At 70.4% G+C, this 14,861-nt stretch carries 17 protein-coding genes; 14 read left to right on the top strand and 3 right to left on the bottom strand.

Annotated elements, in window-relative coordinates; genetic code table 11:
- Window positions 1–67: 67 nt before the first annotated feature.
- From VKT83_16915 to VKT83_16905, 3 genes are all read left to right on the top strand, one after another.
- A complete protein-coding gene (locus VKT83_16915; GenBank protein ID HLY24148.1) occupies window positions 68–724 on the top strand; it encodes a DUF4337 domain-containing protein in 657 nt (218 codons plus the stop codon).
- Window positions 725–800: 76 nt separating this feature from the next.
- The gene (locus VKT83_16910; protein ID HLY24147.1) at window positions 801–1,055 is read left to right on the top strand and encodes a hypothetical protein; all 255 of its coding nucleotides are present in this window, start codon (window positions 801–803) and stop codon (window positions 1,053–1,055) included.
- A gap of 163 nt (window positions 1,056–1,218) precedes the next feature.
- A complete protein-coding gene (locus VKT83_16905) occupies window positions 1,219–1,704 on the top strand; it encodes a DUF4189 domain-containing protein (protein ID HLY24146.1) in 486 nt (161 codons plus the stop codon).
- Between the two features lie 183 nt (window positions 1,705–1,887).
- Here VKT83_16905 and VKT83_16900 read toward each other — a convergent pair whose 3' ends face one another.
- Complete coding sequence (locus VKT83_16900) at window positions 1,888–2,913, bottom strand: hypothetical protein (protein HLY24145.1); 1,026 nt, start codon at window positions 2,911–2,913, stop codon at window positions 1,888–1,890.
- 239 nt (window positions 2,914–3,152) lie between these two features.
- Here VKT83_16900 and VKT83_16895 point away from each other — a divergent pair, with 239 nt between their 5' ends.
- The 8 genes from VKT83_16895 (at window position 3,153) to VKT83_16860 (ending at window position 10,932) form a co-directional block, all read left to right on the top strand.
- On the top strand, window positions 3,153–4,613 hold the full coding sequence (locus VKT83_16895) for an aldehyde dehydrogenase family protein (GenBank protein HLY24144.1): 1,461 nt from the start codon (window positions 3,153–3,155) through the stop codon (window positions 4,611–4,613).
- Between the two features lie 49 nt (window positions 4,614–4,662).
- Window positions 4,663–5,877 carry an ArgE/DapE family deacylase gene (locus VKT83_16890; protein ID HLY24143.1) on the top strand — a complete coding sequence of 405 codons (1,215 nt, stop codon included), beginning with the start codon at window positions 4,663–4,665 and terminating at the stop codon, window positions 5,875–5,877.
- Window positions 5,862–6,761: an energy-coupling factor transporter ATPase gene (locus VKT83_16885; protein HLY24142.1), complete on the top strand. Its 900-nt coding sequence runs from the start codon at window positions 5,862–5,864 to the stop codon at window positions 6,759–6,761. Before VKT83_16890 ends, VKT83_16885 begins: the two co-directional genes overlap by 16 nt.
- A complete protein-coding gene (locus tag VKT83_16880; GenBank protein ID HLY24141.1) occupies window positions 6,758–7,666 on the top strand; it encodes an ATP-binding cassette domain-containing protein in 909 nt (302 codons plus the stop codon). Before VKT83_16885 ends, VKT83_16880 begins: the two co-directional genes overlap by 4 nt.
- Window positions 7,667–7,676: 10 nt before the next feature.
- Window positions 7,677–8,516, top strand: coding sequence for an energy-coupling factor transporter transmembrane component T (locus VKT83_16875; GenBank protein HLY24140.1), 840 nt, complete (start codon window positions 7,677–7,679; stop codon window positions 8,514–8,516).
- 161 nt (window positions 8,517–8,677) lie between these two features.
- Window positions 8,678–9,223, top strand: a complete 546-nt coding sequence (locus VKT83_16870; GenBank protein HLY24139.1) for an ECF transporter S component — start codon at window positions 8,678–8,680, stop codon at window positions 9,221–9,223.
- Between the two features lie 96 nt (window positions 9,224–9,319).
- Entirely contained in the window at window positions 9,320–9,526 is a 207-nt protein-coding gene (locus VKT83_16865; GenBank protein ID HLY24138.1) for a hypothetical protein, read from the top strand.
- Complete coding sequence (locus VKT83_16860) at window positions 9,523–10,932, top strand: amidase (protein ID HLY24137.1); 1,410 nt, start codon at window positions 9,523–9,525, stop codon at window positions 10,930–10,932. Before VKT83_16865 ends, VKT83_16860 begins: the two co-directional genes overlap by 4 nt.
- Before the next feature lie 16 nt (window positions 10,933–10,948).
- Here the strand turns inward: VKT83_16860 and VKT83_16855 are convergent, their stop codons facing one another.
- Window positions 10,949–11,494 (bottom strand): QueT transporter family protein, encoded by a 546-nt coding sequence (locus tag VKT83_16855; protein ID HLY24136.1) that lies wholly within the window; start codon window positions 11,492–11,494, stop codon window positions 10,949–10,951.
- Window positions 11,491–11,895, bottom strand: a complete 405-nt coding sequence (gene queF, locus VKT83_16850) for a preQ(1) synthase (protein HLY24135.1) — start codon at window positions 11,893–11,895, stop codon at window positions 11,491–11,493. Before queF ends, VKT83_16855 begins: the two co-directional genes overlap by 4 nt.
- A gap of 321 nt (window positions 11,896–12,216) precedes the next feature.
- Between queF and VKT83_16845 the strand changes: the two genes are divergently transcribed.
- From VKT83_16845 to VKT83_16835, 3 genes are all read left to right on the top strand, one after another.
- A complete protein-coding gene (locus VKT83_16845; protein ID HLY24134.1) occupies window positions 12,217–12,885 on the top strand; it encodes a DEAD/DEAH box helicase in 669 nt (222 codons plus the stop codon).
- 183 nt (window positions 12,886–13,068) lie between these two features.
- Window positions 13,069–13,938 (top strand): methyltransferase domain-containing protein, encoded by an 870-nt coding sequence (locus VKT83_16840; GenBank protein ID HLY24133.1) that lies wholly within the window; start codon window positions 13,069–13,071, stop codon window positions 13,936–13,938.
- 250 nt (window positions 13,939–14,188) lie between these two features.
- A partial coding sequence (locus VKT83_16835; GenBank protein HLY24132.1) for a threonine synthase occupies window positions 14,189–14,861 on the top strand: 673 nt, incomplete at its 3' end.

Below are 14,861 nucleotides of genomic sequence, written 5' to 3'. Positions count from 1 at the left end.
GTTTCACACGCCGCCCCGCCGCGCCTGCGCAGGACTGGGCGCGCGCCGTCCAGAAAACCACCCATTCGTGACCGCCGTCACCGGCATCCGCCGCGGCGGTGTTCCGTGGCGTTGGGGAGGCGCGGTGGAAGAGCGGTTCGAGGTCGAATCAAAAATCGAGCCGGCGGAGGGCCAGCCGCACTGGCTCATTCCGGCCGTCGCCATCACGACCGCGGTGCTGGCGATGCTCGCCGCGTACGCCAGTTACGCCGGCGGCAAGGCGGTCCACGACTCGCTGGCCAGCCTGACCGAGGCCGCGGTGCTGCAGAGCCAGGCCTCCGATCAATGGTCGTTCTATCAGGCCGAGGGCATCAAGCGACACGTGTTCGAAGTCCAGCGCGACGCGCTGCGCCTCGGCGGCGCGTCCGCAGGGGCCGCGCTCGCCGCCCGCTACGATCGCGAGGCGGCGCGCTACGCCGCGGCCCAGCGCAAGATCAGCAAAGACGCGCAAGCGCTGGAGCAACGCCGCGACGACGCGCGCCATATCGCGGAGCGTTACGATTCGCTCCACGAGCGGCTCGGCAGCGCGGTGGCGTTCTTCCAGGCCGGGATTGTGCTGTGTTCCGTCGCCGCGATCATCCGCCGGACGCCCTTGTGGTACGGTGGGATCGTCGCCGGCGCCGCGGGCGCCGTGCTGCTGCTCCAGGCCGTGCTGCCGTCCTTGCAAAGCGCGCGGGCGGGCTGACGGGTGCGACGCATGGAGCAAGCCGCTGTGGAGGTGGAGTGTGGACAACCAGTCGGGATCGAGGACGGGGGCCGCTGTGTCGACTGAGGCCCAGTCCGCGCGCCGGGAGTGGGCGGAGCCGCTGCTTGCCGGTGTGATTGTGTCGCTGGTCGCCGAGGCGAAAGACGCGGGGTGGAGCGGCCGCCTGGAATACGTCGTGGAGATGTGCGTCCAGGAAATGACGTCGACCCTCGGCATGTCGCGCGAGGACGTGATTGAAGCCATTCTGCGCTGGTCCGGCGAGCTCGGCGAGACGCTGACCCGGGAGGACGTCGAGAAGGCCATCGCCTGAGCGGCCGGCCGCCGCGAAGTCAACGCCGGCGTCCCACGGGCGCCGGCGATCGTTTTCCGCCGCATAAACGGGGTACACAGACAACAAGGCCGGGTCGACGCGGCGCGCAGCCCCGGCGGGGCAGCCCGCGGCGACGCGTGGATACTCATGGAGGTGGCGGTGAATGCGACAGATGCGTTTTGGCCGAGCCGGGGCGCCGATGATGATCGCTGCGACCGTCGTGGCGGTCGCGTGCGCGGCCGCGGCGGTGTGGCCGGTGACGGCGAGCGCCGACGGCGCCCTTGCGATCGGACGCCCCGACGACGTGTCCAATCACGGTTTTGCCTTCGGCATTGTGAGCAACGTGGCAAATGCGAACCAGGCGTCCGACCAGGCGCTGGATCTCTGCAGAACCGCGAAGGGCGCGTCGGGCGACGCCCGTAAGGTTTGCCAGGTGGTGCAGACGATCCATCAGCAGTGCGCCGCCGTCGCGATGGACCCGCAGAAGGGAACTCCGGGCGTGGGATGGGCGATCGGCGGCGACAAGAAAACGGCGGAGTCTCAGGCCCTCGCGCAGTGCTACGATACCGCCGGGTCCGACCGCCGGTCGTTCTGCGTCGTCTCTGCATCGATGTGCGACACCGGGATGTACCGGGAAACGGGGAACTGAGCGGCGCCCAACGGACGACGATGTTTTGAGCAGGCCTTTCCGGGGAATATTCTCGTGAGCTACACAATACGGGATGAACAGGAGGTGGAAACGATGCTGCTGGCCGGGTTGCTGTTGCTGGTCGGCTTGGCGCTGTGGGCCACCGGACACCTGATCATCCGTTAATGGTCCACAGACGATAGCTCATCCGCCGCCGGCCCCCTGTGTGGGGTCGGCGGCGGCATGTGCGGCCGGGCGGGCGTCGATCGCGAACGCCCGCCCGGCCGTTTTCCAATAGATCTGCTCGAGCACGTCCCCCGGAAGATCGAGGCCGCGCAGCATCGGCGTTCTGTCCGCGTCCGGGTCCGGAATCGGCGACGGACAGACGAGATCGGTTTCCCAGAACATCTGGTGGACCCAGTAGCGCACGAGGTAGCGGACCGGGTCCGAGTCCTTGAGCACGACCTGGTCGGTGCCGAAGCAGATCCGGTCCGCCCAACGCCGCAAGAACACACGCGCCGCCTCGCGCTGCCGCCCCAGCTCCCGCACGATCCACTTGGTCGCGCTCGTGTCGAGGTAGAGGTTGGGGTAGCGCGTCAGGAGGCCGGCGAGGTGGTCGAGGTGCTCGGGATCGCCGCCCATGTGCGCCGCCAGAAACGGGACGGTGGGATACTGCCGGAGCCGGTGCTCCAGCATCGGATATTGGTCGGCCTTCGTGCCGTACTTGGCCGGATCGTACTTCCGCTCGAACCACCGGTCGGGGTCGCTGACGTGCACGAGAATGCCGAGGCCGTGCGCGGCGATCGCGTCGAAGACGGGGTCCAGCCTCGGAGAATCGAAGAGAAAGTCCAGCCGGTCGCGGATGCGCGGGGCGAACCAGAACTTGATGATACGCACACCGTTCGCGGCGGCCCGAGGAATCATCTCGAGCGCCCGTGCTTCCGGAGGCCGGTGGTCCCGCGGCGCCGCCTTGGCGGACGGGACGAGGGGAGGACGGGCCACGATCTCGATCTCGCCGGGATAGCGCCGCCCCAGTGCCAGACCCTCCTCGAGCGACGTGATGGCGCCCAGGCGTGTGACGCCGTAGCGACGGGCGGCCTCGACGAGCTCGTGGTTCGTCGCCGGCTCGGTCATGTGCGTATGTATGTCGACGATCGGGCACGCCACCGCACGCGGCGGCGGCGTGGCGAACCCGTCCGAGCGGGCTTCGTCGAGCGGCTGTCCCTGCATTCCGCGGCTCCTACCTCGAAGTACCGTCTCCCAACACGCGCAACGCGCGCAGCGCGGCGGTGCTTCCCGGTCGCGTGCGCGGCATGACGGTCTTCCGCGTGCAGGAGTCCGCTCCTGCGAAGCGCGAACGAATGACCTCGCCGCATTGTGTGCCGGCCCACGACACGACGGCGCCGGCCGGCGAGCCGGCCGGCGACCATGGGATCAAAGCCGGCCGGCACCCCGGGAGGGCAGACTCGATGAGCACGTCCAGCGCCCACCGCGCAGCCAGTACCCGCGTGGTAGTCGACGTCAATCCGGCGGACACCACCGACGTGATCGCCGAAGTTCGCCAGGCGACGGCCGCCGACGTGGAGCCCGCGGTCGCGCGGGCCAAAGCCGCGTTCGAGAAGTGGCGCGACGTGCCGGCGCCCGAGCGCGGCCGCGTGCTCGCGCGCGCCGCGGCGATGACCCGCGCGCGCGCCGACGAGCTCGCGCAGCTGCTGACCCGCGAGGAGGGCAAGATCGTCTCGGAGGCGCGGGGCGAGATCATCCGAGGCGCGGTGCTCCTTGAATGGTTCGCCGGCGAAGGGTTCCGGATGGGGGGCCGTACGCGGCCGTCGGAGATGCCGTCCACGCTTCTGTTCACGCTCAGGCAGCCGCTCGGCGTCGTGGCCGTCATTACCCCCTGGAACTTTCCCTGGGCCGAGCCGGTGTGGAAGGCGGCGCCGGCGATCGTCGCCGGCAACGCCGTGATTCTCAAGCCCGCCAGCCTCACGCCGCTGCTCGCGGAGCGCTACGGGGAGATTTTACAAGAATCGGGGCTGCCCGAGAACGTCCTCCAAGTCTTGCCGGGCAGCGGCGGCGACGTCGGGGACGCGCTCGTCGATCATCCCGACGTTCGCGCGGTGTCGTTCACCGGCTCGACCGGGATCGGCAGCGATGTGTACGCGCGGGCGGCCCGCCGCCTCGCGAAGGTGACCTGCGAAATGGGCGGCAAGAACGCGGTGGTCGTGATGCCGGACGCCGACCTCGACCTCGCCGCGACCGGGATCGCCTCGGGCGCGTTCGGCAGCACCGGGCAGCGCTGCACCGCGACCAGCCTGTGCATCGCCCACCGCGATGTCGTCGCCGGCCTCACCGAGCGGATCGTGGCCTACGCCAAGAAGATGCGGCTCGGCAACGGGCTGCACAAAGACGTCGACCTGGGCCCGCTCGTCGACGCGCATCAGCTGGACAGCGTGCTCGGGTACATCGACGGCGCGCGCCGCGAGGGACTGCGGGTCGCCACCGGCGGCCGCCGGGCGACCGAGGGCGCGTGCGAACGGGGGTTTTTCGTCGAGCCCACGGTGTTCGTCGACGTCCCGCCGCAGTCGCGGATCGCGCAGGAGGAGGTCTTCGGCCCGGTCTTGTCGGTGATCCCGGTCGGGTCGCTCGACGAGGCGCTCGCGGTGACGAACGGGGTGCGCTACGGCCTCTCGTCGTCCATCTACGCGGGCGATGCGTCGGCGATCATGCGCTTCGTCGATCGCGTCGAAGTCGGCATGGTCCATGTGAACTCGCCGACCGTCGGCGGGGAGGCGCAGATCCCGTTCGGCGGGATCAAATGGAGCGGCGTCGGCGGCCGCGAGATGGCGGAAGAGGGCCTCGAGTTCTACACCGAGCTGAAGAGCGTGTTCTTCGACTACACGGGGCGGGCGCGGGATTCCAAGATCTACTAGGCGCACTGCCCGCGCCTCCGTGCCGACCGAATCCGGAGCGGGGTCCGCGGTGGACGCCGCGCTGGCGGCCGTCGACGACGGGTACACGCTCGACCTCGCGCGCCGCTTGGTGCGCATCCCGAGCGTCTACCGGCCCGGCGACCCCCGCGGCAACGAGACCGAGGCCGCCGCCCTCGTGGCCGACGAGCTGCGCCGCCTCGATCTGGTGGTTCGCGTCGAGGACGCCGCACCGGGGCGGCCGAACGTCATCGCCGATCTCGCGGGCTCTTCGGCCGGTCCCATCCTCATCTTCGAAGGCCACACCGACGTCGTGACGGAGGGTGAGGCCGCGGATTGGTCCGTGCCGCCGTTCGGCGCCGAGATTCGCGACGGCCGGCTGTACGGGCGCGGCTCGGCGGACATGAAAGCGGGGGTGGCGGCGGCGATCGGCGCCGTGCGCGCGCTGCGGGACGCCGGTACCCGGTTGTCCGGTACCGTGCGCCTCGCCGTCGTGGCCGACGAAGAGGGGATGATGGCCGGCATCAAGGCCTTCATCCGGAACGGCTGGGCCGAGGGGGCGGCCGGCGCGATCATCTGCGAGCCGGAAGAGAATGCGATTTGTCTTGTGCAGAAGGGCGGGATCCGCGCGCTCGCGCGCTTCCGGGGCCGCATGGCCCACGGCGCGATGCCGAAGAGCGGCCGCAACCCGATTCCCGCCGCGGCGGCGTTCGTGCGCGAGGCCGGCTCACTCGAGGCGCGGTACGTCACGCGCCACGGGCGTCACGCCTTTCTCGGCGAACCGAGTGTAACGCCGACGCTGCTGCGCGCGGGGGAGCCGGCGCAGCTCAACGTGATGCACGCGGACGCGGTGGTCGGGCTCGACATCCGCACGATTCCGGGGCAGGAGCACGCGGCGATCTGCGCCGATCTCGCGGCCGCGGCGGCGGAGTCCGCCGCCGCGGCCGGCTGCACCGCGGAACTCGAGGTCATCGAAGAGCGTCCCTGGACCGAGACCGACCCGTCCACCCCGGTCGCGGTGGCCGTCGCGGAGGCGTGCCGGCGAGTGCAGGGCCGTCCGCCGAGGTTCGCCGGCGTGCCGGGCGCCACCGACGGCACGTTTCTGCACGCGTGGGCGCGGGTGCCGATCGTCACGATCGGGCCCGGCGACGTCACGATTCCGCATCAGGTCGACGAGTTCGTCCGAGTCGCGGAGATCGCGGAGGCCTGCCGCATCTATGCCGCGGCCGCCTGCCGTTTTCTCGGAGGCGAATGGCCGACCCGCTGATCGTCTGCGAAGATATCCATTTTTCGTACGCGGCGTCCGCGGGGTCGGGACCCGACACCGGCGTGCCCCGCGACAGGGAGGCCGCCGCGCAGGCCGGACCGCCGGTGCTGCGCGGCGTCTCGCTGCGGATCGATCCCGGCGAATACGTCGCCATCGTCGGTCCGAACGGCTCCGGCAAGTCGACGCTCGCGCGGCACCTGAACGCCCTCCTGCGGCCGGCGTCCGGCCGCGTCCTCGTCGCCGGTCTGGATACGCGCGACCCGGCGCATACCCGTGCGATCCGCGGCACGGTCGGTATGGTCTTTCAGCATCCGGAGAGCCAGATGGTCGCGACGATCGTCGAGGAAGACGTCGCCTTCGGTCCGGAGAACCTCGGCGTGCCGCACGAGGAGCTGCGCGTCCGCGTGCGCGAGGCGCTCGAGTTGGTGGGGATGTGGGGCGCGCGGGACCGGCCGCCGCATCTGCTGTCCGCCGGACAGAAGCAGCGGGTGGCGATCGCCGCGGTGCTGGCGATGCGGCCCGCGTGTCTCGTGCTGGACGAGGCGACGTCGATGCTCGATCCGGAGGGGCGCCAGGCCGTGGCCGCGATCATCGCCGAGCTGCGCCGGCGGGGGACCGCGGTGGTGGCGATCACGCACCTGATGAACGAGGCCGCCCGCGCGGATCGGATCATCGCGCTGGCCGGCGGCGCGGTGCTGGTGGAGGGACCGCCGCGCCGGGTGTTCGCGCGCGCGGACCTGCTCCGCGACGTGGGTCTGGACCTGCCGCCCGTGACCGCCGTCGCGCTGCGCGTGCGCGCGCACGTGCCGGAGTTTCCGATCGACGTGCTCTCGGTGGACGAGCTCACCGCCGCGGTCGTCGCCCGCGCCGGCCGGCCGTCATGACCGGCGCCCGGCAGGCGAACGGCAGCCGCGAAGTCCAGGCCGGCTCCCCGCTCATCGAGGTCACGGACCTCTGGCACACCTATATGGCCGGCACGCCCTTCGAGCATACGGCCCTTCGCGGCGTGAGCGTCGAGGTGCGGGCGGGCGAAGTCGTCGGCATCCTCGGCCGGACCGGATCCGGCAAATCCACGCTGATCCAGTACCTGAACGGCCTGCTGCGGCCGGCGCGCGGCCGCGTCGTCGTTGACGGGCACGATCTCGCGAGCCCGCGCACCGATCTGCGGGCCGTGCGCCAGCGGGTGGGGCTGGTGTTCCAGGACCCCGAGACGCAGATGTTCGAGCCGCTCGTCGGCGACGACGTGGCGTACGGACCGCGGCAGCTGCGCCTTCCGATGGACGAGATCCGTGCCCGCGTGCGCTGGGCAATGGACACGGTCGGCCTCCCGTTCGAGCGCTTCAAGGACCGCTACACGTTCTCGCTGAGCGGCGGCGAGATGCGGAAGGCCGCGCTCGCCGGCGTGCTGGCGATCCGGCCGCGCGTGCTGGTGCTCGACGAACCGACCTCGGGCCTCGATCCCGGGGCGCGGGCGGAGCTGCGGCGGCGCATCCAGGACCTGCGCGACCGTGAGGGTCTGACGCTCGTGCTGGTGTCGCATGACATGGAGGAGGTTGCGCGCCTCTCCGACCGTCTCTACGTGCTTCAAGACGGTGTCGTCGCCGCGGCAGGGTCCACCCGCGAGGTGTTCGGCGATGCGGCGCGGCTGGCGGCGCTCGGGCTCGCGCCGCCGGAGCCGGTGCAGGTGGTGCAGCGCCTGCGCGCGCTCGGGATGGCGGTGCGGCCGGACGCGCTGACCGTCGAGGAGGCGGGCGACGCCGTGGCGGCGCTGCTCGGCGCCCGCGTATGAGGCCGCGCGCGTGAGCGAGTTCGAGCTCCTCCGCAACATCACGATCGGCCAGTATCTGCCGACCGGCTCGTACCTCCACCGGATGGATCCGCGCGCCAAGATCGTCGCGACGCTTCTGCTGGTCGGCGCCGTGAGCTTCACCCCGACGCTGACCGGCAACGCGCTGCTCATCGCGGTGTGCCTCGGGATCGTGGCGTTCGGCCGCATCCCGATGAGCTATGCCCTGCGCGGGATCCTTCCCGCGATGCCGGTGCTGGTGATCCTGGCCGTGATGCAGCTGCTGTTCTTTGGGAGGGCCTACGACCCGTCGAGCCCCGTCGTTTTCCACTGGGGTTGGATCGTCGTCACCGCGGCCGTGGTGCGGCTCGTGATCGTCTCGGCCGCGCGGTTCGTGGAGCTGCTGTTCGTGACGAGCGTGTTCACGCTGACGACCACGACGACGGAGCTCACGCACGGCATCGAGAGCCTCCTGCGGCCGCTGCGGCGGTTTCGCGTGCCCGGGCACGAACTGGCGCTCGTCGTCACCATCGCGATCCGGTTCGTGCCCACGCTGGCCCTCGAGGCGGAACGGTTGATGAAGGCGCAGGCGTCGCGGGGCGGCCGGATCGGCGGGAGCCGCTGGCAGTTCGTCGAGCGGACGCGGCAGATGCTGCCGGTCCTCGTGCCGCTGTTTACCTTCGCGCTCCGGCGCGGCGAGGAGTTGATCGTCGCGATGGAGGCGCGGGCGTACACCGGCGGCGCCGGGCGCACGAGCTACATGGTGCTGCGGGGGAGCCCCGTTGACTGGCTGGTGCCGGTGGCGGCGCTGCTGTTCCTCGTCGCGATGCTGCGGGCGCCGTTTTCGGTGTAGCCGGACTCAACCGGCACGTCCGCGGCAGACGGGGCCGGAGGCCTATGCCGGCCAGGGCAGGAGGACGGCCGGAGGCGGGGAATGTGCCCCGCGGCTTCATGCGGGGCCGGCTGGGCGGCTTCGGGGCCCGGCGGCCCACGACGACCACGGGAGGCGAAGCGATGCAGGGTCAGGGGGGACTCTCGACGCGCGGCATCGTGATTTCCGCGGTGCTCGCCGCGATTGCGATCTTCCTCGGCGCCACGCGTCTCGGCTTCATCCCGATGCCGACCGGCATCAACGCCACGATCATGCACGTGCCGGCGATCATCGGCGGCATCCTGGAAGGCTCGGTAGTCGGCGCCATCATCGGCACCATTTTCGGACTCTACAGCTTCTTCTATGCCACGACCCCGATGTTCAAGGATCCGATCGTCGCGATCGTGCCGCGGATCTTCATCGGGATCTTCGCGGCGTGGACGTACACGTCGTTCCGGCGGTCCGGCGAGGCCACGGCCATCACGCTTGCGGCGATCGTCGGCACGGCGACAAACACGATCCTCGTGCTCGGCTTCGGCGTTGCACGGCACTACCTGCCGGCCAAGGTGGCCGCGACCGTCGCGGTGACCCACGGCATCCCCGAGATCATCGTCGCCGTCATCATCTCGTTGGCGGTGCTCCTCGGATGGAAGCGCGTGCAGCGGCCGGAGGCCCGCGCCCGCGTCTAGCGCCTCAAGCGTGCCGGCGCACGAGGGCCGCGGCCTCGCGGACCCGCGGCGCCGGCACGGTACCGATCCGACACGCTCGATCCCGGAGTTCCCGGAATGTCGGTAGACGCCGCCGGTCTCGCACAGCTGGCCCGGATGCTCGGGCTTTCGATTCCGCCCGACGCCCTCGAGCGGCTCGCGCCGGCCGTCTCGAAAATGTACGCGGATCTCGACCGGCTGCGCGAGCTGCCGATCGACGGCCGCAGACCGGCCCTGCCGCCGCTTCTGCCCGCGGCGGCGCCCAGCATGGAGAACGGCCGCTGACCGACCTTCCGTACGAGACCATCGCCGGCCTGGCGGAGCGCCTGCGGTCGGGTGAGCTGTCGCCCCTCGCGCTCACCGACGCGGCGCTCGCGCAGATCGACCGTTGGCGCGCGCTGAACGCGTTCATCACGGTGACGGCCGATCTGGCCCGCGCCCAGGCGGCGGAGGCGGCGCGCGAGATCGCTGCGGGGCGCTACCGCGGACTGCTCCACGGCGTGCCCGTCTCGCTCAAAGATCTGATCGACACGCGCGGCATCCGGACGACCTGCGGCTCACGGGTGCTGGCCGACCACGTGCCGGCGCACGACGCCACCGTGACGGTCCGGCTGCGGGAGGCCGGCGCGGTGCTGCTCGGCAAGGCGGCGCTCCACGAGTTCGCCTACGGCATCACCAACAACAACGCGTACTTCGGCCCGACGTGCAACCCGTGGGGGCTCGACCGGATCCCGGGCGGGTCGAGCGGCGGGGGCGGGGCCGCCGTCGCGGCCGGGCTCGGCTGCGCGTCCATCGGCACGGACACCGGCGGCAGCATCCGCATTCCCGCCGCGCTCTGCGGGGTCGTCGGACTCAAACCGTCCTACGGCCGCGTCAGCACCTACGGCGTCTTTCCGCTTTCGTGGTCGCTCGATCACCCCGGGCCGTTGACCCGGACGGTGGAGGACGCCGCGATCGTCCTCCAGGCGATCGCGGGCCCGGATCCGCACGACCGGACGACGCTCGGCCACACCGTGCCCGACTTCCGCGCGGCCGTCCGAGCCGAGGTGCGCGGCCTGCGCGTCGGCATCTTCGACGATCCCTACCACCGCCAGATGGAGCACGGCGTCCGGATCGCGTTCGAGGCGGCGCTCGACGTCCTGCGCGGACTCGGGCTCCGGCTCGAGACGGTCACGCTGCCGCACATGCCGGAGACGTTTGCCGCGCAGCTCGCCATCATCCAGGCCGAGTCCGCCAGCGTGCACGAGCGCTGGCTGCGGGAGCGTCCTCAGGACTACGGCCCGGAGACGCTCGAGCGCCTGCGGCACGGGCTGTTCATCACCGCGCCGCAGTACCTGCGCGCCCAGAAGCTGCGCGCGCTCGCGCTCGAGGAGTACGGCGAGCTCTTCCGGCGCCTCGACGCGCTCGTGCTGCCGAGCGTGCCGGCGGTCGCGCCGCGCATCGGCCAGGATACGATCGATCTCGGGGGAGAAGTCCTGGAGACCCGCGGCGTGATCACCCGGTTCAGCCGGCTGTTCAACTTCGTCGGCGCGCCGGCGCTTTCGGTGCCGTGCGGCTTCGGCGCGGACGGCCTGCCCGTGGGCCTTCAGATCGCGGGCCGGCCGATGGACGAGGAGACGGTGATCGCGATCGGCGGCGCCTACGAGCGGGCGACGCCGTGGCACACGCGCCGGCCGCCCGAGCCCGAATAGGGCCGGCGAACGTGTTCTAGGCGCGGCTCCCGGGCGCTTTGAACACCCGCCGCAGCGCGGCGTGCACCGGCTGCATCACCGGGACGCCGGTCACGATCAGCAACACTTCGCTCACGAGCAGCGGCGGAAACAAGACGCGGGCCGACGCGTGGAGGATCGCGGACAGCATCACGGTCACGGCGACCGCAATGACGACCGCGTAGGCCGTCGCGCCGAGGTAGGCGTTTGTCCGGCCGAGGCGCCACGCCGCCCATCCTCCGACGAGGTTCGCGAACGGCATCCACACCAGCTCCCACGGACCGACGAACGGGCTCGTCAGATTGCCGAGGAAGTTGCCGATGACAAACGCCGGAATGAGATGCGGCTCCCAGATCACGAGCGGCTTGAGGACCTCTGCAAACCGCAGCTGGTACGGTCCGTAGGAGACCGGAGCGAGATAGACGGTCAAGGCCGCGTAGGCGGCGGCGATCACGGCGCCTTCGGCCACGCGGAAGGCGATCCCGCGCCGCGCACGGCGGAACGCCGGCCCGCCGCCGGGCGCGGCCGCCGCGCGGAAGCTCACGAGGGGGACGCCGGCCAGCGCGTGCGGACGACGGTGTGGACGCCTCCGCGGATTCGGTAATCGAGCTCGAGCTCCATCCAGGCGGGCGCGCAGGCGCGGACGAGGTCGTCGAGGATGCGGTTGGCGGCGTGCTCCTGGAAGATGCCGACGCTGCGGTACGAGAGCAGATAGTACTTGAGCGAGCGCAGCTCCAGCACCCGCTCTTTCGGCAGATAGCGGATGACCAGGCGGCCGAAATCGGGCAGCCCCGACCACGGGCAGACGGCGGTGAACTCGTCGGTCTCGATATCCACGACCGCCGGCGAGCCGGCGTATTCGTACGGGAACGTCTCCAGTACCTCGGCCCTGACCGTGGCCGGAGACCGGACATCGAGCGAGACGGGCAGCGGCCTCGATATCATGCCGGCCGCCGGCGGGTCCGCCGGCACGCGGTCGGCGTCGACCCCCGCGGTATCGCGAGCGGTGGTGTCCCTGGGCGCTTCGCCCGGCTTGGGCCGCACGTGTGTTCGCCACCTCGCCTCGGTTGAACGTCAGGCCGGTGCTATGATACAATAGCCTCGCAGCCAAACTCAAACCCCGGCGTCTTCCAGCGACGCAACGACGCATCTTCCAACGGCCGACGGGAGTGAGTGACTGTCTCCGGTCGTGCCCTGTGTACCCGGCATCTCCCGTTCAGGTGCTTGCGGGTGCACGGCGCAGAACCTGATTCGAGGGGCGTGCGAATGGCCATCGAAACACATACCAACGGTTTCGGCGGGCTGGCGGATCCCCGCATCCAGCGCGCGCTGCAGGAACTCGGGTGGGCGACCCCCACGCCGATCCAGTCGCGCGTGATCCCGTCGCTTGCGATCGGACGGGATCTCGTCGCGCAGGCCGATCCCGCGCCGCGCACGACGGCGGCGTTCGGCATCCCGATGCTGCAGCGGCTCGATCCGCGCAGCAAGGCCGTGCAGGGCCTCGTCCTGGCGCCCAATCGCGACGCGGTGCGGCAGATCACGGGCGACCTCGGCCGGCTTGGGGCGCACACGCGGCTGCGCATCGTCGCGATCTCGACGGGCGAGCCGCTCGCGCGGCAGATCACACGGCTGCGGGAGAAGCCGCACATCGTCGTCGGGACGCCGAGCCGTGTGCTCGAACACCTCGGCAAGGCGACGCTGACCCTGCGCAGCGTGCACATGCTGGTCTTGGACGACGCGGACCGGATGCTCAAGATGGGTCTGCGGACGGACGTCGAGCAGATCCTCGTGCGCACGCCGTCGACGCGGCAGACGGTGCTGTTCTCGTCGACGCTGCCGGAGCCGATCCGGGCGATGGTGAGCCGGTACCTCCGGAACCCCATTTGGGTGACGAACGCGCCCGTGCAGTCGCTCAGTCCGGGGCACCGGGCCTGATCTGGCGCCGGTGCGTTTTGGCTCCAGGCCTAACGGCTTGAATTACATCGTTGCTCGCCGCGGAGTCGGCGAGCGGAGCCAAGACGCCCGCAGGCTCAGCCCCCGCGGTAGCATGAAGGCGAATAGCGTCCCCACCGCGTCCCGGACCGTGCTTGCACGGCGCTCCGGGACGCGGTTATAATTATGGCTGTGGACGAGCACCACGTAACGTCCGAGTTTGCGTCCGACGTCCTCTCAACAGAGGAAGACCGTTTCGGTTTCTGGCGCTTTGCCCGCCATCCGTTCTTCACCGACGTCAACCGCTGGCTCGTCGATCGCGTCGCGGCGCTCGGCCCGCGCATCGTGGACCTCGCCTGCGGTCCCGGCGCGATCACCGAGCTGCTGCTGGCCCGCATGCGCGAGCACACCCGCGGGATTATCTACGCCGTGGATCCGTCGCTCGTCGAGCTGCACCGCGCCCGGCGGCGGATCGCGTCGAGCATCGTCCGGTTCGTCCACGGCAGCGCCGAGAACCTCAGCCGGCTCGTTCCGCAGGTGGACGTCGTGGTGTTCTGCAACGCCATTCACCTGATCGGCGACAAGGAGCGGGTGCTGCAGGAAATCCGGACCGTGCTTGGGCCGGGCGGCGTGCTCGCGTTCAACACGACCTATTTCAAAGGATGCTACGTGCCGGGGACCGAGCGGTTCTGGCGGTCGTGGGTGGTCCGGGCGGCGCGCCTGTTGCAAGATTCCGGCATCAGCGTGACGCATACGCACGCCGACCGCGCGGCCGCGATGCGGTGGCGCACACCCGAAGAATACGCGCAGCTGCTGTCCGGGGCCGGTTTCGTCGAGCCGTCCTGGGAGCTCCACAAGGTCGAGATGTCTCCCGAAAGCCTTGAGGACATCGGCCAGTTCTCGATGTTCATCGAAGGCGCGCTTCCCGGCGTGCCGCTCGAGGCCGGTGCCGACGCCCTCAAGCGCACCGTCCGCGCCGCGATCCAGGACGCCCGTTTGACGGACGGCACCGTCCCGCGCTACTGGCTTCAGTTCATCGCTCACGCCTCGGTCTAAGCCGGCATAGGTCCGAACGCTCCCGGACTTTCGACACAGCATGTTCGGCTGAATTTGATATTTCTATCATTTGGATAGATTCATTCTGCCTCTTCCCTCCTGACGGAGAATATGGTATAATACGGCTCGGTTGACAGCCCGCGCGACCCCGCGCGGGCCTTTTCGTTTCCCCGAGAGAAGTATTAACCTGGACGCATGGCCGGGCCGGCTCGCCCGCGGCTCGGCAGAACCTGGGCTGAAGGGGGTCTTCATGAATTTTCTGCACCATCTCGAGTGCACGGCGTGCGGCGCGACGTATTCCGCCGATGAGATCCACACGGTTTGTCCGGCCTGCGGAAAGGTCCTCTACGCCCGGTACGATCTCGATCGGGCCCGCGGCGAGTTCTCACGGGCGACGCTGGCCAAACGGCCGGCGACGATGTGGCGCTATCACGAGCTGATGCCCGTCCGGGACGAGGCGAACATCGTGACCCTCGGCGAGGGGATGACCCCGCTCCTACCGATGCCGGGCGTCGGCCGCCGGCTGGGGCTCACCCACGTTCTCTGCAAGGAAGAGGGCCTCAACCCGACCGGATCCTTCAAGGCGCGCGGGCTCTCCGCGGCGATCAGCAAGGCCAAGGAGCTCGGCGTCACAACGATCGCGATGCCGTCGGCGGGCAACGCGGCGTCCGCGGCCGCGGCGTACTGCGCCCGCGCGCATCTCGAGCTCTACCTCGTGATGCCGGTGGATGCCCCGCACGCCAACAAGGCCGAGTGCGCGGCGTACGGGGCGCACACCTACCTGATTCACGGGCTCATCACCGACGCGGGCCAGGTGCTGCGCAAGGCCGGGGCACGCCGCGGCTGGTTCGATATGTCGACGCTCCGCGAGCCGTATCGTGCCGAGGGCAAGAAGACGCTCGGCTATGAATTGGCGGAGCAGC

The sequence above is a fragment of the bacterium genome (assembly GCA_035308905.1).
Taxonomy (GTDB): Bacteria; Sysuimicrobiota; Sysuimicrobiia; order Sysuimicrobiales; family Segetimicrobiaceae; genus DASSJF01.
The sequence above is the reverse complement of the archived record's forward strand: the minus strand, read 5'-3'. Positions and strand labels throughout refer to the sequence as shown.